Source organism: Streptacidiphilus rugosus AM-16, assembly GCF_000744655.1.
Classification (GTDB): domain Bacteria; phylum Actinomycetota; class Actinomycetes; order Streptomycetales; family Streptomycetaceae; genus Streptacidiphilus; species Streptacidiphilus rugosus.
The window spans coordinates 1,810,930-1,831,223 of the sequence record NZ_JQMJ01000004.1 but is presented as its reverse complement, the minus strand read 5'-3'; the positions used below and the strand labels follow the sequence as shown (position 1 = coordinate 1,831,223).

General features: G+C 73.0%; 18 protein-coding genes. 8 read left to right on the top strand and 10 right to left on the bottom strand.

Annotation, left to right across the window (positions count from 1 at the left end; translation table 11 throughout):
- Positions 1-228: 228 nt before the first annotated feature.
- The 4 genes from rsgA (at position 229) to BS83_RS17445 (ending at position 3,497) form a co-directional block, all read left to right on the top strand.
- A complete protein-coding gene (gene rsgA / locus BS83_RS17460) occupies positions 229-1,308 on the top strand; it encodes a ribosome small subunit-dependent GTPase A (RefSeq protein ID WP_157597533.1) in 1,080 nt (359 codons plus the stop codon).
- Between the two features lie 117 nt (positions 1,309-1,425).
- Positions 1,426-2,073: a DUF4230 domain-containing protein gene (locus BS83_RS17455; RefSeq protein WP_037604676.1), complete on the top strand. Its 648-nt coding sequence runs from the start codon at positions 1,426-1,428 to the stop codon at positions 2,071-2,073.
- A gap of 122 nt (positions 2,074-2,195) precedes the next feature.
- Entirely contained in the window at positions 2,196-2,630 is a 435-nt protein-coding gene (locus BS83_RS17450; RefSeq protein ID WP_037609269.1) for a nucleoside deaminase, read from the top strand.
- A 150-nt stretch (positions 2,631-2,780) separates the two neighbouring features.
- Positions 2,781-3,497 carry a VOC family protein gene (locus BS83_RS17445; protein WP_157597218.1) on the top strand — a complete coding sequence of 239 codons (717 nt, stop codon included), beginning with the start codon at positions 2,781-2,783 and terminating at the stop codon, positions 3,495-3,497.
- A 78-nt stretch (positions 3,498-3,575) separates the two neighbouring features.
- Here BS83_RS17445 and BS83_RS17440 read toward each other — a convergent pair whose 3' ends face one another.
- Positions 3,576-4,043 (bottom strand): rhodanese-like domain-containing protein, encoded by a 468-nt coding sequence (locus tag BS83_RS17440; RefSeq protein WP_037609268.1) that lies wholly within the window; start codon positions 4,041-4,043, stop codon positions 3,576-3,578.
- A gap of 222 nt (positions 4,044-4,265) precedes the next feature.
- Here BS83_RS17440 and BS83_RS17435 point away from each other — a divergent pair, with 222 nt between their 5' ends.
- Positions 4,266-5,771, top strand: coding sequence for an AlkA N-terminal domain-containing protein (locus BS83_RS17435; RefSeq protein ID WP_051943226.1), 1,506 nt, complete (start codon positions 4,266-4,268; stop codon positions 5,769-5,771).
- A complete protein-coding gene (locus BS83_RS17430; RefSeq protein WP_037604673.1) occupies positions 5,771-6,247 on the top strand; it encodes a methylated-DNA--[protein]-cysteine S-methyltransferase in 477 nt (158 codons plus the stop codon). The genes BS83_RS17435 and BS83_RS17430 overlap by 1 nt, the downstream gene beginning before the upstream one ends.
- Positions 6,248-6,301: 54 nt before the next feature.
- On the opposite strand, the gene BS83_RS17425 is transcribed toward BS83_RS17430, so the two are convergent.
- Together BS83_RS17425 and BS83_RS17420 are read right to left on the bottom strand one after the other, a co-directional pair.
- Positions 6,302-6,799 (bottom strand): MarR family winged helix-turn-helix transcriptional regulator, encoded by a 498-nt coding sequence (locus BS83_RS17425; RefSeq protein WP_084713621.1) that lies wholly within the window; start codon positions 6,797-6,799, stop codon positions 6,302-6,304.
- A gap of 10 nt (positions 6,800-6,809) precedes the next feature.
- A complete protein-coding gene (locus tag BS83_RS17420; RefSeq protein ID WP_037604671.1) occupies positions 6,810-7,802 on the bottom strand; it encodes a helix-turn-helix domain-containing protein in 993 nt (330 codons plus the stop codon).
- A 250-nt stretch (positions 7,803-8,052) separates the two neighbouring features.
- Between BS83_RS17420 and BS83_RS41890 the strand changes: the two genes are divergently transcribed.
- Entirely contained in the window at positions 8,053-9,684 is a 1,632-nt protein-coding gene (locus tag BS83_RS41890; RefSeq protein WP_157597216.1) for a hypothetical protein, read from the top strand.
- A 36-nt stretch (positions 9,685-9,720) separates the two neighbouring features.
- On the opposite strand, the gene BS83_RS41885 is transcribed toward BS83_RS41890, so the two are convergent.
- From BS83_RS41885 to galE, 6 genes are all read right to left on the bottom strand, one after another.
- A complete protein-coding gene (locus BS83_RS41885; RefSeq protein WP_051943222.1) occupies positions 9,721-10,974 on the bottom strand; it encodes a DUF4328 domain-containing protein in 1,254 nt (417 codons plus the stop codon).
- 140 nt (positions 10,975-11,114) lie between these two features.
- A complete protein-coding gene (locus tag BS83_RS17405; RefSeq protein WP_084714977.1) occupies positions 11,115-11,654 on the bottom strand; it encodes a TetR/AcrR family transcriptional regulator in 540 nt (179 codons plus the stop codon).
- Between the two features lie 244 nt (positions 11,655-11,898).
- Entirely contained in the window at positions 11,899-12,975 is a 1,077-nt protein-coding gene (locus BS83_RS17400; RefSeq protein ID WP_408641013.1) for an agmatine deiminase family protein, read from the bottom strand.
- Positions 12,976-12,988: 13 nt separating this feature from the next.
- Positions 12,989-14,755, bottom strand: a complete 1,767-nt coding sequence (locus BS83_RS17395; protein ID WP_084713617.1) for an urease subunit alpha — start codon at positions 14,753-14,755, stop codon at positions 12,989-12,991.
- On the bottom strand, positions 14,752-15,459 hold the full coding sequence (ureA, locus tag BS83_RS17390; protein ID WP_037604669.1) for an urease subunit gamma: 708 nt from the start codon (positions 15,457-15,459) through the stop codon (positions 14,752-14,754). The genes BS83_RS17395 and ureA overlap by 4 nt, the downstream gene beginning before the upstream one ends.
- Before the next feature lie 184 nt (positions 15,460-15,643).
- Positions 15,644-16,645: a UDP-glucose 4-epimerase GalE gene (gene galE / locus BS83_RS17385; protein WP_037604668.1), complete on the bottom strand. Its 1,002-nt coding sequence runs from the start codon at positions 16,643-16,645 to the stop codon at positions 15,644-15,646.
- 267 nt (positions 16,646-16,912) lie between these two features.
- Here galE and BS83_RS17380 point away from each other — a divergent pair, with 267 nt between their 5' ends.
- Entirely contained in the window at positions 16,913-19,060 is a 2,148-nt protein-coding gene (locus BS83_RS17380; protein ID WP_084713615.1) for an ATP-binding SpoIIE family protein phosphatase, read from the top strand.
- A 145-nt stretch (positions 19,061-19,205) separates the two neighbouring features.
- Here BS83_RS17380 and BS83_RS17375 read toward each other — a convergent pair whose 3' ends face one another.
- Positions 19,206-20,144, bottom strand: a complete 939-nt coding sequence (locus BS83_RS17375; protein WP_037604666.1) for a DUF2637 domain-containing protein — start codon at positions 20,142-20,144, stop codon at positions 19,206-19,208.
- Positions 20,145-20,294: the final 150 nt, after the last annotated feature.

The window sequence follows — 20,294 nt, the reverse complement described above, 5'->3', positions numbered from 1 at the left end:
GCGGATTGCCGGCCGCGGCCCGGAGCACAGGCGCACCGGGGCGTGGAGCACCGAGCTCAGGGTGCAGGGCGCGTCGGAAAATTCGGTGGCCCAGGGCGGCGCCGCCCACTAACGTCGCTGTCAGCCGTGAGCCGACACGGGAAGCCCAGGAGGTGAGGAAGCCGATGACCGTCTACGACACGCAGCGGACCGTCTCTCCCACCCCTCGAAGGGCCTCTCTTGTCTTCCCTGCTCCACACTTCCGCTCACCCCTTTCCTGACCCGCTCGCGTCCTACGGCTGGGACGACGCCTGGCAGCTCCGCTTCGCGTCGTACGCCGAGGAGGGCCTGGTGCCCGGCCGGGTTGCCCGCGTCGACCGCGGGCTGTGCGACGTGGTCACCGCGGACGGCGTCGTCCGCGCCGACACCGCGCTCGTCACGCCGCGCGATCCGGTGCGCATCATCTGCACCGGCGACTGGGCGGTCGTCGCCCACGGCGCCGGCGCCACCGGCGCCCATGTGCGGGCGCTGCTCCCACGCCGGACGGCCGTCGTCCGCTCCGGCGCCTCACGGCGCTCGGAGGGACAGGTGCTCGCGGCCAACGTCGACACCGTCCTGATCGCCGCCTCGCTCGCGGTCGAGCCCGACCTCGGCCGGATCGAGCGCTTCCTCGCACTGGCGTGGGAGAGCGGGGCGGCGCCGCTGGTCGTGCTCACCAAGGCCGACCTCGCACCCGACGCCGAACAGATCCGCGAGGACGTCGAAGCCGTGGCGCCGGGCGTCCCGGTCCACGCCGTCAGCGCCGCCACCGGCCGGGGCGTGGACGCGCTGGCCGCCGCCCTCGGCGGCAGCACGGTGCTGCTCGGGCAGTCCGGCGTCGGCAAGTCCACGCTTTTCAACGCGCTCGTCGGCGAGGAGGCGATGAGCGTCCGGTCGATCGGCGTGGACGGCAAGGGCCGGCACACCACCACGACCCGCGAACTGCTGCCGCTGCCCGGCGGACGCGGCGTCCTGATCGACACGCCCGGCCTGCGCGGCGTGGGCGTGATGGCGGCGGACGACGGCCTGGAAGAGGTCTTCGCCGAGATCGAGGAGTTGGCGGGGGAGTGCCGCTTCGCCGACTGCAGCCACGAGAGCGAGCCCGGCTGCGCGGTCCGGCAGGCCCTGGACGAGGGCACGCTGACCTTCCGTCGGCTCGACAGCTACCGCAAGCTCCAGCGCGAGAACCAGCGCATGGCGGCCCGCGCGGACGCCCGCGTCCGCGCCGAGCTGCGGCGCGTGTGGAAGGCGCGCGGCGGCACTGCGAGGGCGGCCAGAAGGCTGTCGTGACAAGGCTGTTGCGGTTGTTGCCGTTCTGTCGACTCCGCTCCTGCTGAGCCGGTCCGGCGGGGGTAGAAGCAGTCCGGGGGCGCGGTCCCGCGACCCCGGACTCCACAGGAGGAGACAGTGAACGCGAACGCGAACGGCCGCCGCAGAGTGCCCTGGTACGTGAGCGTCCCGATCACCTTCGCGCTGATCACCGCGCTCTTCGTCGCCGCCGGGCACTTCAACTGGCTTCCCGGACTGCCCAATCCCTTCGGCGAGAAGACGACCGATCGCAGCGGCCCCGCGGTGCTCCAGTCCGTCCAGGACATGAGCCGCTACGACGCGGCTGCGGGCAACTTCCAAGTGGTCGTCGACATCGACAAGGAGGCGACCTTCATGCCCTCCGCGGTCCTCGGCAGCCGCACCCTCTACGTCGCGGCGGGAACGGTCGACTCCTACGTCGACCTCTCCAAGGCCGCCGTCACGGTCTCCCCGGACCGCCGCACGGCCACCATCACCCTCCCGCACGCCCAACTGGCCTCGGCCGCACTGGACGCGAACCACTCCTACATCGTCGCCCAGGAGCGCGGCCTGCTCGACCGCATCGGCCAGTTCTTCACCGGCAACCCGAACGACCAGCGCATGCTGAACGTGGTCGCGGTCAACCGGATCCAGTCGGCTGCCTCGGCCAGCGGACTCACCACCAGGGCCCAGCAGAACACCACCCTGATGCTCCAGGGCCTGCTGCGTTCGCTGGGCTTCGCCACGGTCTCGGTCGCCTACCACTGACCTCGGGGACGACGCTCGTGGCCGGGCCGCCGAGACGAGCCGGCCCGGCCCGGCCCACGAGCGTCTCCGTGTGGTCCCTGGCGCACAGTCAGCACCCGTGCCGCACACTTGAGGCCATGACCGTGATCACCACCGCTGACGAGACCCTGCTGCGCCGCGCCGTCGCCATCGCCGCCCACGCGGTCACCCTGGGCGACGCCCCCTACGGCTCCCTGCTCGCCGACGCGGACGGCCGGATCCTCGTCGAGGCGCACAACACCGTCCGCCGCGACGACGACATCACCGCCCACCCGGAACTGAAGCTCGCCCGCTGGGCCGCCCGCGAACTCGACCCCGCCGCGGCCGCCGGCACCACCATGTACACGAGCTGCCAGCCCTGCGGCATGTGCACCGGCGCCATCGTCCGCTCCGGCCTCGGCCGCGTCGTCTACGCCCTGGCGACCGACCAGCTCGTCGCCCTCAACCCCTCCTCCGCCTGGCCCGTCGTCCCGCAGGAGGGACCGGCTCTCTTCGACGAGGCCCGCGTCCCGATCGAGGCCTACTACCGGCAGGGCTGAGCCCGCGGCCCGCGCCGCACCCTCGTCCTGCTGGCATGGGGTCCGCGTGCGTGGCAGTCTGCTCACCGTAGGTGACGAACGGTCGGGAAACCGGAGGTAGGGACCATGCCCGAGACGTCGCTGCCGCACCCTCAGGGTGCGGTGTGCTGGTTGGACACACTCCTGAGCAGGCAGGACGACTTGCTGCGGTTCTACCAGCCGCTGCTGGGCTGGTCCGGTGATCCGCTGCCGGAGGATCAGAACAGGTACGCCGTGCAGCAGGTCGGCGGGAAGGCCGTGGCAGGGGTGGGGCTGATGCCGCCGGACGCGCCGGTGATGCCGTGGACCGGATACTTCGCCGTGGACGACGTCGACGCGACAGTCTCGCGGATCGGGTCGTTGGGCGGACAGGTCGTCGTCGCGGGGATGGACGCTCCCGGGGTCGGGCGCTTCGGCCACGGCGCCGACCCGGCCGGTGCGGCGTTCGGACTGTGGCAGGCCGGTCCGTTCCCCGGCTTCGAGGTTCACGGAGTTCCCGGGTCCCTGTACTGGCTCGAACTGGTCACGACCGAGGGGAAGACCTCGGCGGACTTCTACGGCGCGCTGCTGGGCGCGGAGGTCGAGCAGATGGACGCGCCCGGCATGCGGTACTGGACGCTGAAGGTGGGCGGGCAGCCGCGTGCCGGAATCCTGGAGGTGGAGCAGGTGGACATCCCGCACTGGCGGCCCTACTTCCAGGTGCGCGACGTCGACGCCACCGTGGCCGCGGCCCTCTCGACCGGCGCGCGGGTGACGGAGCCGGCCGCGGACACGCCCTTCGGGCGGATGGCCGGGCTGATCGACCCGATCGGCTACGAGTTCAAGCTCGCCACCCCGCCCGACGCGTGACGCGACGGCGAACCGGCCGCGGGTGCGGGGCTGCCGCCCTGTACCCGCGGCCGGTTCGCCCATCTGCGGACGTTCGCCTCAGCAGGCGCAGGCGATGCCGGAGCGCGGCGCGGTGAGGTCGTCGATCGGGCGCTGCTCCTCACCGCGGGACGACTCGAAGGCGAAGCCCTCGCGGACCCAGTACTCGAAGCCGCCGATCATCTCCTTGACCGGGTAGCCGAGCCGGGCGAAGGCGAGCGCGGCGCGGGTGGCGCCGTTGCAGCCGGGGCCCCAGCAGTAGGTGACCACGGTGGTGGCGGGGTCGATCAGGGTGGGGGCCAGCTCGGCGATGCGGGCGGTGGGAATGTGGATCGCGCCGGGGATGTGGCCCTGGGCCCAGGCGGCGTCGCTGCGGGAGTCGACGACCACGACGCCGGTGACGCCGGAGGCGAGGTCGGAGTGGACGTCGGAGACGTCGGCCTCGAAGGAGAGGCGGGCGGCGTAGTGGGCGGCGGCGGTGGCCGGGTCGGCGGCGGGAACGCTGAGAACGGCGCTGGCGCTGGTCATCGTCGTCACGTCTTTCGGTCGAGGTCCTGGTGGGGCCCGGTCGGGCCCGGTGTCGCGGCCCGTGCTCCGGGGCGATGACCTCATTCTTGCGACCGGCGCGCACCCGCAACGAGTGGCGAGAACGCCCGCTGTCGTGAAGATCCCGCCATCCTCTGGCCGGGTACTGCCGTGTCCGATTCCCGCCAGTGACCGGTCGCGGGATGCCGCACACTGGAAGGCGTGATGATGCAAGAGGACGCCTGCTACCGGGCCGTGAGCAGCAAGGACGCTCGCCACGACGGCGTGTTCTACACCGCCGTGCGGACGACCGGCATCTACTGCCGACCCAGCTGCCCGGCCCGTACACCGAAACGCGAGAACATCACCTTCTACCCCACCGCGGCCGCCGCCCAGGGCGCCGGATTCCGGGCCTGCCGCCGCTGCCGTCCGGACGTCGCCCCCGGCTCGCCCGAGTGGAACATCAGGGCCGACCTGGTGGGCCGCGCCATGCGGCTGATCGGCGACGGAGTCGTCGACCGCGAGGGCGTCGCCGGTCTGGCCGCCAGACTGGGCTACAGCGAACGCCACCTCAGCCGCGAGCTGCACGCCGAGCTCGGCGCCGGTCCGCTGGCGATCGCCCGTTCGCAGCGCGCCCAGACCGCGCGCCTGCTGCTGCAGACGACGGATCTCAGCGTCACGGAGGTCGCCTTCGCCGCGGGATTCTCCAGCATCCGCCAGTTCAACGACACGATCCGCGAGGTCTACGCGATGACCCCGATGGAGCTGCGGGTGCGCACCGGCCGCCGACCCGTCGTGGAGGGCAGCATCCCGCTCCGGCTGGCCCACCGTCAGCCCTTCGACACGGCAGCGATCTTCGACTTCCTCGCGGTCCGCGCGGTCCCCGGTGTCGAGGAGACCACGGTCGACCCGCGGACGGGCACCCGCACCTACCGCCGGACCCTCGCGCTGCCCCACGGCCCCGCCGTCGCGGAGGTCGACGAACCCACCGCCCCGCAGGGTTGGTTGGACGCCCGGCTGCGCCTCGGCGAGCTGCGCGACCTGACCACGGGCGTCCAGCGGCTGCGCGCGCTCTTCGACCTGGACGCCGACCCCGAGGCCGTCGCCGAGGTGCTGGGAGCGGATCCGGCCCTCGGCCCGCTCGTGGCCGCACGGCCGGGCCTGCGCTCGCCCGGTCACGTCGACCCGCACGAACTCGCGGTCCGCGCGGTGCTCGGCCAGCAGGTGACGGTCGCCGCCGCGCGCACCCTCGCGGGCCGGCTGGCCGCCCGCTACGGCACGCCGCTCGCCGCGCCGAGCGGCGGCCTCACGCACCTGTTCCCGAGCGCGGCCGCGCTGGCCGACGCGGACGACGCCGACCTGGCCATGCCCGCGTCGAGGCGGCGGGCGGTCCGCGGCCTCTGCGCGGCGCTGGCGGACGGCAGCGTGCGACTGGATCCGGGCGTCGACCGCGATGCGGCGGGTGCGCAACTGCTCGCGCTGCCGGGCATCGGTCCGTGGACGGTCGGCTACATCCGGATGCGGGCCCTCGCCGACCCCGACGCCTACCTCCCGAGCGACATCGGGGTCCGCCACGGCCTGCGCGCGGCCGGTGCGGCGGAGAACGCCGACAGCGACGCCTGGCGCCCGTGGCGCTCGTACGCGGTCCACCAACTCTGGTCTGCGGCAGGTGCGTTCGAGGCGGAGAAGCGGCAGGCGAAGCAGATGACGACGACGAAGGCAGGTGTGTGATGACCCGTTACACGACGATGGACTCCCCGCTGGGCCTGCTCCAGCTCACCGCCGACGAGGAGGGACGGGTGACCTCCCTGTACGGGCCCGTCCAGAAGGGCGCGGCGGTCGCGCCCGATCCCGACTGGACCCCCGATCCGGACGGACTGGCCGCGGCGGTCGCGCAGCTGCGCGAGTACTTCGCCGGCGAGCGCAAGGAGTTCGACCTGGCGCTGGCCCCGCCCGGCAGCGAGTTCCGGCAGCGGGTGTGGCGCGCGCTGGACGACATCCCGTTCGGCGCGACCGTCACCTACAAGGAGCTCACCCAGGCGGCCGGCCTGCCGCCGACCTCGGTGCGGGCGGTGGCGGGGGCCGTCGGGGCCAATCCGCTGCTGATCATCCGCCCCTGTCATCGGGTCGTCGGCAGCAACGGCTCACTCACCGGTTTCGCCGCGGGTCTTGAGGCCAAGCAGATCCTGCTGGACCTCGAAGGCTGAGCCCCTGGCGACCCGGCCGGACGGGGGAGCGGCACGCGCCTCGGGGGCGGGGGATCAGCGGGACTCGTCCTCGCCGAGCGCCGTCGCCAGGCGTTCCAGCGCGCCGAGCGCGCCCAGGACCGCCGCGCTGTCCTCCGGCGTGAGCGCGTCGAGGGCGGAGGCGATGCGCCGTTCGTGCGCCCGCTGCCAGTCCGCCAGTTGACGGTGGCCCGCTTCGGTCAGCGCGATGCGCGCGGTCCTGCGGTCGCCGGGGTCGGCCTGCCGGTCGACGAAGCCGGCGTCCAGCATCCGGCTCACCAGGCCGCTGACGGTGTTCGGCGCGAGCCGCTGACGCGCCGCCAACTCGCCCACCCGCAAAGGGCCGGAGGCCAGCGTCTGGAGCAGTTCGACCTGCGCCATCGGCAGCGACTCCCACGGATAGTCGGTGCGGATGCTGCTGCGCAGGGCGCGGCGCAGCCGGGTGACGGCGTCGGTGAGTCGCTGCACCTGCACCGGGTCCACGGAGACGAGGTGGTCGCCGGCGGCAGCGGCATGATCGACAGGTTCTGGCATGGCGAGAAGCCTAACGGGCGACCCAGCCCTTCTCGTAGGCGTGCCAGCCCAGCTGCATCCTGGTCGTGACGCCGGTCAGCATCATCAGCCGCTGCACCCGTCGCTGCACCGTGCGCAACCCGAGGTCCAGCTGCTTGGCCACACTGGCGTCGGTCAGGCCGGCCAGCAGCAAGGAGACGATCTGCAGGTCGACGTGGTCCGGCTGGTCGGCGACGTCCTCGACCGGCAGGCCCGCGTCCGAGGAGAAGCGGACCGGGAAGGCCAGCCGCCAGCTCTGCTCGAACAGCCCGATCAGGGCCTCCAGCAGGCCGGGCGCACGCACCAGCAGCGCAGCGGGCTCTCCCGGCGACTCCAGTCGGCGCAGCGGCAGCATCGCCATCCTGCGGTCGGCGATGATCAGCTTGGTGGGCACCGAGTCCGCGACCCTGACCTGCTGACCGCGTCCGAGTGCGAGCGCCATCTGGGCCATCACCTGGCTCTCCGCCAGGCTGGCCCGCGAGAGCACCGTGCGGTGGATGACGCCGCGCGCGACGACGATGTCCTCCGCGGCGTTCTCCTCGGGCCGGACGGCGACGGGCGCGTCGGTCACCAGCGCGAGCAGCTCCTCCTCGGTCCCGAGCTGGATCTGCTCGAATCGGTGCCGCACCGCCGAGATGCCGGTGACGACCTCGACCAGATCCGCGACGCCGGACGCGGCGGCGCCGTTGCGGCGGTACTCCTCGGCGAGCAGTTCGACCATGCGCTCCGCCTCGTGCAGCTCGTGACGGCGCTGGGACAGCGCCGGGGCGAGCGCGACACCGGGCGGGGCGGCGACGTAGTGGTCCGCGACCGACGCCGAGGCGGCGGCCAGACCGGCGGCCTCCAGGTCGGCCAGCGCGTGACGGATCAGCGGGGTCGGGAGCGAGAGCCGCTCGCCGAGGTCGGCGGGGGTGGCGGCGCCGAGTGAGAGCAGGTTCCGGTAGACGAGCTCGGCGCGCTCGTTCAGTCCGACGAACTCCAGCATGCTCCGGACACCCTCCTCCCTGCTGCGATCCGGCCGGTTCCTGACGGTCCGGGCAACGACGTGATCATCATGCCTGCTTGCGGCGGTCGGGGGTAGTCGAACGGCAGCCCGATCCCTCGGCGGGATTGTCCGGATACCTTCGTTCGGTTGGCCCGGTCGTGTTCTCATTCGCCGGTTCCGCGCCGGGAACCGGCCCCGCCCGTGGACAATGGCGTCCATCCCGGAGGCACCGGACGGAGGCGGCAGCATCATGAGCGACCGACGCGACCAGAGTGTGCCGAGCCCCGGCACACGGCAGCCGGAGGACGCGTGGTGGGATGCCGTCTACGGACCGGGAGGCGTCGACTCCGCGTCGGCCGCGCGGGCAGGGACGATCGACGACTGGTTCGCCTCCGCACTGGGCGCGATGGGCGCGACCGTGCCCCCGCCCGCACCCGCCCCCGACGCCGTCCAGGACACCGCCCCCGCGGACGCCGCCGTCATCCCCGCGCAGCCCGACGACCCCACGCTCCCGCCGCCTCCGGACACCCCGCCGGTCCCGCGGACACCGGCACCGCCGCAGATCCCGCCGATTCCGCTCATCCCGCCCCGGCCCTCCCGGCCGCCCCGCGTCTCCGCGGACCCGCGCGTGGTCGCCCCCCGCCCGGAGCTCCGCACGGAGGCCGCCCGCCCCGACCGACAGTCGGAGGAGAAGGTCGCCGAGCCGAGTGCGCCGGGCCGCCCGGCCGCGGTGCCGGAGCCCGGGCCCGCCGTCCCGGCCGCTCCGGCGTCCGCCGGTCCGGACCGGGTGACAGGCCTTGACGCGGGGATGGGCCTGGATCGTGCCGCGGACCCCGAGGCCGGGGATGCGCACGCCGTGGACCGAGCAGGGCGTCCGCCCGGGCCCGGCGATGACGACCGTCCCGCCGCGCCGCCCCCGGCGCTCGGGGACGAACTGCTCGCGCCGCCGGCCCCGCCCCGCCAGGACGACGACGACCCGGACGCACCGGCGCCGACCCTGGTCGGCGAACCCCTCGCGCCACCGCCGCACGTTCCCACGCCCACGCTCCCCGACGGGGCCTCGGCGCGCTGGGGGCGGAACCGCCCGCCGGTCGGCGCACGGCTGCCGGATCCCGACGCGCTGCCGGAGGCCGATCCGGACGCACTCGCCGCGCTGGTGCCGGACACCGCGCTCGACCTCGCGCACCACGGCAGCATGACCCTGCGTGCCGCCACCGCACGCGGCGAGGAGGCGCGTGCGCTCGGCCTGCCACGCACCGACCGGCTGCTCGTGGCGCGCTTCGGCGAAGGAGGGGACGGACTGCTCGTCGTCGTCATCGCCGCAGGACCGGCCGGCGTCGAGGTCGCGCCGGCCGCCCGCATGCTGGCCGCCGCCGTCGGGCGCAGCCGCGCGGGACTGCTCGCGGACCTGCGCGAGGGCGCGCAGGAACGGCTGCGCTACGGCCTGCAGCGCCTCACCGCCCGCGCGACGCGCGAGCTCGGGGCGGGCGGCGCGCTGCACGCGCTCATCGCACCGCTGGACCCGACCAACCGACTCCGCGCCGGGTTCGGCACCGGACCGGGCGCTCTGCTCCTTCTGGGGGACGACGCCTGGTACGACGCCTACGCGGGCCGCCGTCTGACCAGCGACCCCGAGGCGACGCCGGCCGAGCCGGACCGGTTCAGGTTCCGTGCCGTCGTGCCGGAGCCGGGCGACGTACTGCTGCTCTGCTCAGAGGGTCTGGCCGCGCCGCTGCGTGCCGAGCCCGCGGTGGCGGCGCTGCTGGCCGAACACTGGTCGCTGCCGCACGCGCCGAGCGGCGTCGACTTCCTGCGCCAGGTCCAGGCCCGGGCGCAGGGACACTCGGCGGACCGCACGGCGGCCGCGATCTGGGAGGAGTAGCCGGGAAGGGGCGGGGTGACCGGCGGAGCCGGCCTCTCAGCCCTCGCGCTTCTCGAAGATCACCGTCGCGTCGCCCGGCACGGCGTCCTGCGGCTCCACGAGTGTCACCGGGTCGGTCCTGACCTCGGCCTGCGCACCGGCCTCCGACTCCGCCGACGGCGCGGCCGCCTGGTGCGGCAGCGTGGGAAGCTCCGCCTCCGCTGCCTTGGTGAGCGCCACGGTCGCCGGGTCCGCGGGGGGAGTGGCCGGAGCCGCGTCCGCGGCCGGGGCGGCGGCCTGCAGCGGGACGGTGGGAGCCTGGGGCGCCTGGACGGGCTGCTGCTGCGCTGCCGGCCATGCGGTCGTGGGCGCGTAGGGCTGGCCGGCCATCGGGGCGGGCATCGCCTGCGGCATCGCGTTGTACGGGCCGACGGGGGCGCCCGCGTACGGCGCGGCCGGGTCCACGTAGGCGGCGTAGGGGACCTGCGCCGGGGTCTGCGCCGCGTAGGGGTGGCCGACGCCGGGGCCCTGGAGGATGCGGACCTGCTGCATGGCGGTGATCTTGCGGATCATCAGGATGCCCAGCACCGAGGCGGCGACCCAGCTCAGGTCGACCAGCATGGACAGGGCGTAGGTGCCCGCCAGGTAGGAGACGGAGGGGGCACCGGCGGGGTTCCGCTCGGTGATCGTCCGCGAGGAGAAGAAGAACTGGCCGACGGCGAAGGCCAGCCACCACCAGGTCACCAGGTAGGTGCGCGGACGCCGTCCGACCGGGTCGGCGCCGAGCGGCCGTGCCGCGCGCCAGATGCCGCCGGCGACGATCCGCGGCAGGACCAGGAAGCCGAGCGGGATGAACCAGCCGCCGATCGCCCAGCCGGCCGTGAGCGGCTGACGTCCGGGGGCGAGGATCGCGGCCAGCGTGGCGGACTTGTAGAACCAGATGATGAAGACGACCCCGGTCGCGATGTTCAGCACACCGGCCAGGAAGATCACGACGCCGGCCGCGGCGGCCGCCTGGTCGACCGCGTCGCTGTTGAAGCCCGCGTCGAAGGCGGACTTCGCGACGGAGAAGCTCCAGATGTCGAGCCCGAAGGAGATGAGCGAGAAGACTCCGCTGATCGCGATCAGGATCTGTGCCGCGACCCCGATCCCGGCCGGGGCGGTCGGCGTGACCAGCACCGGCGGCGGCATGTAGGCGGCGTAGGGCTGTGCGGCGGCGTAGGGCTGGGCGGGCGGACCGGCCTGGAAGCCGCAGTTCGGACAGCGGCCGTACGCGTCGATGGCGGCGGCGGAACAGGACGGGCAGAGCACCGGAGATCCCCTTGACTGGTCCGCGTTTCTGGTGACGCGGCTGGCGGCTGATGCTATGCGACGTGGCCGAACCTCGTCCATGTGTGCGGACATCAGGTTCGGGCACGGACGATCCGCGGGCGGTCCGTCAATGGTGCGGGTCACAGCACAAGGAGTGATTCCCGGAGAAACCCCTCCACATGCCCCAGTGCGGTATCCCGATCCGCTCCGGGCAGCCCCACCACGACGGGCGTGCCGAATCCGTCCAGCAACGCGCCCAGCAGAACCGCGAAGCGTTCGGGCTCGACCGCCCGGAACTCCCCGGCGGCGATCCCCTCGCGCAGCAGCTCGACCAGATCGGCCCGCCATACGGCCTCGATCTCGACCTGGCCCGCCCGGATCTCCTCGCTCGCCTGTGAGCGACCCCACACCTCGACCCAGAGCGTCCAGCGCGGATCGCCGGCTCCGGTCGGCAGGTAGAGCGCCGCGAACGCGCGCAGCCGCTCGGTGGCCGAGGCGCCGCCGCCGAGCACCTCGCGCCGGCGCTCGCCCAGCTGGGCCTCGCTCCAGCGCAGCGTCTCCAGCAGCAGCTGGTCCTTGCTCCCGAAGTAGTACAGGAGATGGCCACCGCTCATGCCGAGCTCCTTGCCCAGCCCGGCCATGGTCAGCCCGGCCAGCCCCTGCGCGGCGATGGCCGCCATCGCCGTCGCGAAGACCTCCTCGCGCGGCCTGGCCGGCCTGCGGGCGGACACTCTGGCCACGCGCGCTCAGCCCCTCTCGTCCTGGAACGTCGTGCAACACGGTTTCGATCAGTGGATCGCCGTCGGACCGGACGGAACCGGTCCGACGGCGACGGCAGAACCTGATCCACAAGGTTGACAGGCGCACCGAGACCGAGAACACCGGGGGACACCAGCGGCGCCAGGCACCGTCACGGCGTCGTCGTCACACCCGCGGCTGCTGCTGGGTGATGCAGTGGATGCCGCCGCCGTTCGCGAAGATCTCGCGGGCGTCGACGAGCTCGACCTTGCGGTCGGGGAAGACGCGGGCGAAGACCTCGGCGGCCTGCTGGTCGCGCGGGTCGTCGAAGGCGCAGAGGACGACAGCGCCGTTGCAGAGGTAGTGGTTGATGTAGGAGTAGTCGACCGGCTCGCCGTCCTCCTCGAACAGGACGGTCGGGGCCTGGAGTTCGATGACCTCCAGGGCACGGCCCCTGGCGTCCGTGGAGGCCCGCAGCAGGGCGGCGATCTCCTTGGTCACCTCGTGGTCGGGGTGGGCCGGGTCCGGCTGGCTGTGGACGACCACGGTGCCGGGCTTGAGGAAGGCCGCCACGATATCGATGTGGCCCCGGGTGCCGAAACGCTGGTAGTCGCGGGTCAGCCCGCGCGGGACCCAGATCGCCTTGGTGGTGCCGAGGAACGCGTGGATCTCGGCCTCGACCTGCTCGCGGGTCCAGTCGCTGTTGCGGCCCTCGCCCAGCTGGACGGTGTCCGTGAGCAGCACGGTGCCCTCACCGTCGACGTGGATGCCGCCGCCCTCGTTGATCAGGCGCGAGGCGAAGCGCTGCACGCCCGTCAGCTCGATGACGCGCTCGGCGATGTGCTGGTCGTTCTCCCAGCTGGCCCACTCCTGCGCGCCCCAGCCGTTGAAGATCCAGTCGGCGGCGGCAAGGCCGCCCTTGCCGTCGGTGAGGAAGGTCGGGCCGATGTCGCGCATCCACGCGTCGTCCAGCGGGCGCTCGACGATCTCCACCTCCTCGGCCAGGTAGCCGCGCGCCGCCTCGGCCTCGCCGATGTTGACGATCAGGGTGACCGGCTCGTACCGGACGATCGTGTTGGCGACGTTGGCCCAGGCCTGACGGGCCAGGTGCAGCTCCTCGCCGGCGAAGGTCTCGTTGGAGGTCGGGAACGCCATCCAGGTGCGGTCGTGCGGAGCCCACTCGGCGGGCATGGCGTAACCGGCGGCGGCCGGCGTCTGCACGGGCTTGGCCGGCTGCGAGGACGAGTCGGACATGAACGTCATGGGGGTCGTACTCCTAGAGGAAGTAGAGGCGGCTGAGGGTGACGGTGTCGGCGGGGTGGGAGTGGAGGGGGTCTCCGTCGAGGGTGACGAGGCCGGTGGTGGGGTTGACGTCGACGGTGCCGAGGCGGTGGTTGCGGTGCATGTCCTTGGGGCCGATGCCGCGGGTGTGTTGGACGGGGACGCGGCGGCGGCGGGTGGGGAGGTGGTCGCCGTTGTGGAGGGCGGCGGTGGCGACGAAGGCGACGGAGATGTCGGCGGGGGTGGTGCCGTGGGCGCCGAATTGGGGGCCGAGGACGAGGGGTTCGCAGCGGTCGGTGGAGGCGTTGGGGTCGCCGGTGACGCCGTAGGCGGGGAAGCCGGATTTGAGGACGAGTTGGGGTTTGGCGCCGAAGTGGTCGGGGCGCCACAGGACGATGTCGGCGAGTTTCCCGGTTTCGATGGAGCCGATTTCGTGGGCGAGGCCGTGGGCGATGGCGGGGTTGATGGTGAGTTTGGCGAGGTAGCGCAGGACGCGTTCGTTGTCGTCGCCTGCTTGGGTGTCGCCGTAGCTGTCGTGGCCGTCGAGGGGGCCGAGTTCGTGTTTCATTTTTCCGGCCATGGCGAAGGTGCGGCGGACGGTTTCGCCGGCGCGGCCCATGCCTTGGGCGTCGCTGCTGGTGATGCCGATGACGCCGAGGTCGTGGAGGACGTCTTCGGCGCCCATGGTGCCGGCGCGGATGCGGTCGCGGGCCATGGCGGCGTCGCCGGGGAGGTCGGTTTTGAGGTCGTGGGCGGAGACGATCATGCCGAAGTGTTCGCCGAGGGCGTCGCGGCCGTAGGGGAGGGTGGGGTTGGTGGAGGAGCCGATGACGTTGGGGACGCCGGCCATTTTGAGGACGTTGGGGACGTGTCCGCCGCCGCAGCCTTCGATGTGGAAGGCGTGGATGGTGCGGCCTTCCAGGACGGCGAGGGTGTCCTGGACGGAGAGGCATTCGTTGAGGCCGTCGGTGTGGAGGGCGACTTGGACGTCGTGGTCTTCGGCGACGCGCAGGGCGGTGTCGAGGGCGCGGGTGTGGGCGCCCATGTCTTCGTGGACTTTGAAGCCGGAGGCGCCGCCTTCGGCGAGGGCTTCGATGAGGGGGCCGGGGTCGGAGGAGGAGCCGCGGGCGAGGAAGCCGATGTTGACGGGCCAGGCGTCGAAGGCGTTGAAGGCGTGGCGTAGGGCCCAGGGGGAGTTGACGCCGACGCCCCAGACGGGGCCGAATTCCTGGCCGATGATGGTGGTGACGCCGGAGGCGAGGGAGGCTTCCATGATGCGGGGGGAGAGGAGGTGGACGTGGGTGTCGATGGCGCCGGCGGTGGCGATGAGGCCTTCGCCGGAGATGATGGTGGTGCCGGTGCCGACGATGATGTCGATGTGGTCGAGGGTGTCGGGGTTGCCGGCGCGGCCGATGGCGTGGATGCGGCCTTCGCGGATGCCGATGCTGGTTTTGTGGATGCCTTGGACGGCGTCGATGAGGGTGACGTTGGAGATGACGAGGTCGCAGGTCTCCCTCACGGTGGTGGCTTTGAGGTGGAGGCCGTCGCGGGCGGTTTTGCCGAAGCCGGCCAGGAACTCGTCGCCGGGGTGTTGGGAGTCTGTTTCGATGCGGATGATCAGTCCGGAGTCGCCCAGCCGGATCCGGTCCCCGGCCCGCGGCCCGTGCACCGCCATGTAGTCGTGCGGGTCGATGGCGCCCCAGGGTGCGACCGGACCGGAACGCCCGTGGCAGCCCTGGGCGTCGAAAGCGCTGGCGCTCATCGGGACTCCTCCTGCTCGAAGTTGGTCAGGTAGCCGCAGGCTGTGGCCTTGGCCAGGGCGGCGTCGCGGGCGCCGGGGGCGTCGAGGGGGCCGTCGACCAGTCCGGCGAAGCCGATCACGATGCGGTCGCCGCCGATGGGCAGCAGGCCGACCTCGACGACCGCGCCCGCGTCGAAGCGGACCGAGGAGCCGGCCGGGACCGCCAGCCGCATCCCGAAGGCCGCCGCACGGTCGAACGCGAGCCGCGGATTCGCCTCGAAGAAGTGGAAGTGCGAGGTCACCGTCACCGGGACCGGGGCCGTGTTGCGCACCTGGAGCCGGACCGTGGGCTCGGCGGGCTCGTAGCCCGCGCCGTCGCCCGGCAGCGCCGCACCCGGCGCCTCCGGGCCGAGCGAGCCCGCGCCGCGGAACGGGTCGTCGATGACGCACAGCCGGGTGCCGTCCTCGAACACCGCCTCCACCTGCAAGGTGGTCACCACGTCCGCGACCCCCGGCAGGATGTCGTCCGCCGTCAGGACGGTCCGCCCGGCCTCGATCGCCTCGGCCAGCCTGCGGCCGTCACGGGCCGCCTCGCAGACCGTGTCGGCGATCAGCGCGGTCGCCTCCGGCACGTTCAGCCGGACGCCGCGGGCGCGCCGGGCGCGCGCCAACTCGGCGGCCGTGAAGATCAGCAGCCGGTCCCGTTCGGTGGGTGTCAGTCGCACGGTGCCTCACCAGTGGTTCGGATCGTTGGTTCGAAGGTTTAGAACGCCGTTCAAACTTCTCTCGCATTGAACCCCGCCGGGGCCCGCCTGTCCAGCCCCGGCCGCCCCGCAACGCACGCGAGCACCCGCCCGGACCAGCCGGAAGGGTGCTCGGATGCGGTGCTGACCTGTGCGGCTGCCCGTGCTACGCCCCCAGGACCGACGCGCGGCGGTCGAACCAGGTCAGCGTGTCGGCGATGCCCTGCTCCAGGGAGAGCTCCGGCCGCCAGCCGAGCAGCCGCTCGGCCTTCCCCGTACGGCTGAACGCGCCCGCGTTGTCACCCGGACGAGGGGGAGCGGCCTCCACCGGCAGCGGACTGCCGGTGACCGACTCGAAGGCGGCGACCAGCTCGCGGACCGTCGTGCCCTCGCCCGTGCCGAGATTGATCACCTCGTACGAGCGCGGGCCGTCCAGTGGGACCACCTCGTCGAAGCGCAGCAGGGCGGCGACGTGGGCACGGGCGAGGTCCCAGACGTGGATGTAGTCGCGGATGCCGCTGCCGTCCCTGGTCGGCCAGTCGACCCCGGTGATCCGGAACGGGATGCCCTGGGCCCGCGCCTGGATCAGCTTGCCCAGCGCGTGCGTGGGCTCCGGCGTCTGCAGGCCGGTGCGCAGGCTCGGGTCCGCGCCGATGGGGTTGAAGTAGCGCAGTGAGAGCACCCGCAGCGAGGTGGCCTCGGCGGTGTCCTTGAAGACCAGTTCGGTGACCAGCTTGGTGCGCGCGTAGGGCGAGAGCGGGTCGAGCCTGGACTCCTCGTCGACGGAGAAGTCCGCGCCGGGGGCGTAGATGGACGCCGAGGAGCTGAAGAGCAGCCGTGGGCAGCCCTTGCGCTGCAGGTGCTCGACCAGGGCGACGGTCTTGGCGACGTTCTCCCGGTAGTAGTGCAGCGGCCGGGCGACCGAGTCGGGCACGACGATCAGCGCGGCGCAGTGGATCGCCGCGCTGATATCGGGATGTTCTTCGAAGATCCGGTCGATGAGCGCGCCGTCGGCGATGTCGCCCTCGTAGAAGGGCCGCCCCTCGGCGAACTCGCGCCGGCCGGTGACCAGGCTGTCCAGCACGACCGGGACGATCCCTGCGTCGACGCAGGCGGATGCGACCGTGCTGCCGATGAAACCCGCCCCGCCGGTGATCAGAACCTTCACGGGATTTTCTTCCCCTCCGCCGACCTGAGGACGTCGCGTCGACGCCCCGAAGGTCCCGACGTTCGGGGCTTCGTGATGGTTCCGTGATCGCTCGGCAATCCTTCGGTGACCCTCCGGAGTGGAACGGGAGGGCGAGCCTCCATTGCCGCCAGGCATTTCATCGGACAGGATGAAGTCCGGAAATACACCCCAGATCGCCCGCGCACCGCTCCCATCAGGGAGAGAGCGGGCACCGCACGACTGCGCACCACGCAGGGCAGGAGAACGATGGCGCCAAGGCCGCAGCCGCCGCGGCTCCCGCAACCCGCGCACCGCCCGCCGCAGCAGAGCCAGGCGCCTGACTGGCTGGAGCCGGCGATGGCGGCCAACGGCATCGGCTCCTGGGACTGGGACATCCGATCCGACCGGCTGGTCTGCGACGACCGCGCGCTGGTGATCCTCGGGCTGGAGGAGCTCGCCGCGAGCCGTACCCCGGTCGGCGCCGCCGCCAGAGCCGCGGCCGGGCCCGACGGGGAGCCGTCGATCACCTCCGAGCAGTTCCTGGCACTGCTGCACCCGGAGGACGCACCCGTCGTGCGGCGCAGGGTCGAGCGCGCCGTCGCCGAGCTCGGCCAGTGCGGCGCCTACTACCGCACCGTCTTCCCCAGCGGAGAGATGCACGCCGTCCGCTTCCGCGGCCGGGTGCTCGCCGACGAGCGGGGCCGGCCGGCCCGTATGGTCGGCTTCGTCTGGGACGCGACCGTCGAACTGCACAAGCGCCGCCGTGCCGACCAGGCGGCGACGGTCCGCGAGGACCGTACGCTGTTCATCCGTGAGGCCGCCAAGGCCCTGTCCGAGGCCGTCACCACGGCCGACGTCGCCCGCGTCTTCACCGAACTCCCGCTGCCCGGCATCCCGCCGGACGGGCTGGTGCTGGCGGTTCTGGAGAACGGCCGGATCCAGATCCTGGCCGCCTCGGGCTACGACGGCGAGTCCCGCCCCCCGCACGACCACGTGCCGCTCGACGCCGACCACCCAGCGGCGCTCGCGCTGCGGACCCGCACACCGGTGTTCCTCGCCAGCCAGGACGAGTACCGGCAGCGGTTCCCCGTGGCCTGGCCCCCCGTGATGGGCCACCCGCGGCATGCCTGGGCCTTCCTGCCGCTGGTCGCCAGCGGCAGACCGATCGGCGTCTGCCTGGTCAGCTTCGACGAGAACCGTGCCCTCGACTACGAGGAGCGGACGCTGCTGAGCACGCTGGGCGGCATGGTCGGCCAGTCGCTGGCGCGGGCCCGGCTGCACGACGCCGAACACGAGCTGGCCGCGGGCCTGCAGCGGGTGCTGCTGCCGCGCCGGGTCCCGCCCGTGGCGGGCTTCGACACCGTCGCCCGCTACCTGCCGGCCGGCACCGGTCTGCAGATCGGCGGCGACTGGTACGACGTCGTCCCCCTCCCCAGCGGCCACGTCGGCGTCGTCATCGGCGACGTCCAGGGCCACGACGTGCACGCGGCCGGAGTCATGGGCCAGCTGCGGATCGCGCTGCGCGCCTACGCGGCGGAGGGCCACCCGCCGGCCGCGGTGATGACCCGCGCCTCGCGCTTCCTCGCGGACCTGGACACCGGGCACTTCGCCACCTGCCTGTACGCGGAGGTGAACGTCGACTACGGCGTCGTCTACGCGGTCCGGGCGGGCCACCTCAACCCGCTGGTCCGCCGGGCGGACGGCAGCGCGGCCGTCCAGCACATCGACGGCGGCCTGCCGCTGGGCGTCGATCCCGAGCAGGAGTACCCGGTCAGCCGCTTCACGCTCGACCCCGGCGAGATCCTGTTGCTCTGCACGGACGGACTGGTCGAGACGCGCCGGGTGGACCTGGACGAGGGAATGGAACGGCTGCGCCGGGTCTTCGTGGCCGGCGAGGACCGGGACCTCGGCGCACTGGCCGACCGCGTCGCCCGCGCGGCGGCGGACAGCCACGAGCGCGACGACGACATCGCCCTGCTGCTGCTGCGCTGGGAGGGCCCGGCGGACACCCGCCCGCGGGAGCAGTTGCGCCGCAGGATCGGCCAGGCCGACCTCGCGCGGATCGCGGAGGTCCGCGCCGAGCTGCGGGACGCGGTGCGCCGCTGGGGCGTGGGCGACCTCACCGACACAGTGGAATTGCTGGCCTCCGAGCTGGTCACCAACGCCCTCGTCCACACCGACCGCGACGCGATGCTCACCGCCCGCCTGTTCCGCGACGCGGACTCCGGCCAGGCCCGCCTCCGGATCGAGGTCGAGGACGAGTCCGACCAGTGGCCCAAGCGCCGGACGCCTGGCGAGCAGGCGTCCTCGGGCCGCGGCCTGATGCTGGTCGAAGCCCTCAGCGACGCGTGGGGCGTGGACCCGAACGGCAGCGGCAAGCGCATGTGGTTCGAACTGCTCTCCGACGCCGCCTGAGCCCCGTCAGGGGCGCGGGGAACTGCGCGAGCGACCACCCTGTGCGGATGGCCCTGCGCGTTGAGACCATCTGCATGTCAGTGGCTTGGCGCGCAGTTCCCCGCGCCCCTGACGGGGCAACTACCTGTCGCTGTGCAGGCAACCGTCAGCCGTAGAGCTTCTCGAGGTCCTTGAGCTTCTGTTCCAGGGAGTCCCAGGCGCTGGCGCGGGGGAGGGTGACGGTGTCGTCCTCGGCCGTCAGGTCGAAGACGCGGTCCGGGGCGGCCCCTATCGCAGGCTCCCCGGGGCCGGCGTCGCGCGCCGCAGGCGAAGGGCGGGGGAGCTGGGGCACGCGGCGGGAGCCGCCCAGCGCGCGGAGGGGCTGGGGGTGGCCGCGCTCCCGCAGGCGGGCGCGCTTGTCCTCGCGGACCTCGTCCACCGCCTCGTCCAGACTGCGGACGTTCTCCAGCAGCATCAGCGACCAGGCCGCGTACGTCTCGCGCGGTGCGCGGAGCCAGCGGACGACCCGGATCTGCGGCAGCGGCCGCGGCACCAGGCCCTGCTCGCGCAGCGCCGCCTTGCGGGTCTGCTTGAGCGCGCGGTCGAAGAGGATCGCCGCCGAGAGCGACATGCCAGCGAAGAACTGCGGAGCGCCGTGGTGGTCGATGCCGCGCGGGGCGTGGACCCAGTTGAACCAGGCCGAGGCCGCCGCGAAGAGCCAGACCAGGCTGCGGGAGCCGAGCGCCGCGTCGCCGTGGCTGGCCTCGCGCACGGCCAGGACCGAGCAGAACATCGCCGCGCCGTCCAGCCCGAAGGGCACCAGGTACTCCCAGCCCCCTGAGAGCCCGAGGTTCTGCAGGCCGAAGCCGACCAGGCCGTGGAAGGACAGCGCGCCGGCCACCGCCGCGCAGCAGAAGAGCAGCAGGTACGAGGCGGAGCCGTAGACCGTCTCCTTGCGCCGGCGGCGCTCCTCACTGCGCTCCCAGCTGTCGCCGACCCGGGCGCGGCCCAGCCGGGCGCGCAGCACGACCAGCAGGACGGCCACCACCAGCAGCATCGCCGTGAGGGCGAGGAACCACCCCAGTGTGCTGTCGCTCAATCTCATCGTCGCCCGTCTCCTCCCGCTCTCGCCCCGGCAGGCGCCCGAGGCGGATCCATCCTTACGGAGCGGGAGAGACGATCGTGTGGTTTTGGGACGGATACACCAGGACGGGTGATGATTGGCAACTGCCGTATCAGATCATCTGATTGAGTG

Excerpts from the sequence above, each read along its gene's own strand:
- BS83_RS17440 (WP_037609268.1), bottom strand. The coding sequence starts at position 4,043 with ATGACCAGCGCCAGCGCCGTTCTCAGCGTTCCCGCCGCCGACCCGGCC.
- BS83_RS17435 (WP_051943226.1), top strand. The coding sequence starts at position 4,266 with ATGATGCAAGAGGACGCCTGCTACCGGGCCGTGAGCAGCAAGGACGCT.
- BS83_RS17430 (WP_037604673.1), top strand. The coding sequence starts at position 5,771 with ATGACCCGTTACACGACGATGGACTCCCCGCTGGGCCTGCTCCAGCTC.
- BS83_RS17425 (WP_084713621.1), bottom strand. The coding sequence starts at position 6,799 with ATGCCAGAACCTGTCGATCATGCCGCTGCCGCCGGCGACCACCTCGTC.
- BS83_RS17420 (WP_037604671.1), bottom strand. The coding sequence starts at position 7,802 with ATGCTGGAGTTCGTCGGACTGAACGAGCGCGCCGAGCTCGTCTACCGG.
- BS83_RS41890 (WP_157597216.1), top strand. The coding sequence starts at position 8,053 with ATGAGCGACCGACGCGACCAGAGTGTGCCGAGCCCCGGCACACGGCAG.
- BS83_RS17405 (WP_084714977.1), bottom strand. The coding sequence starts at position 11,654 with ATGGCGGCCATCGCCGCGCAGGGGCTGGCCGGGCTGACCATGGCCGGG.
- BS83_RS17400 (WP_408641013.1), bottom strand. The coding sequence starts at position 12,975 with ATGACGTTCATGTCCGACTCGTCCTCGCAGCCGGCCAAGCCCGTGCAG.
- BS83_RS17395 (WP_084713617.1), bottom strand. The coding sequence starts at position 14,755 with ATGAGCGCCAGCGCTTTCGACGCCCAGGGCTGCCACGGGCGTTCCGGT.
- BS83_RS17380 (WP_084713615.1), top strand. The coding sequence starts at position 16,913 with ATGGCGCCAAGGCCGCAGCCGCCGCGGCTCCCGCAACCCGCGCACCGC.
- BS83_RS17375 (WP_037604666.1), bottom strand. The coding sequence starts at position 20,144 with ATGAGATTGAGCGACAGCACACTGGGGTGGTTCCTCGCCCTCACGGCG.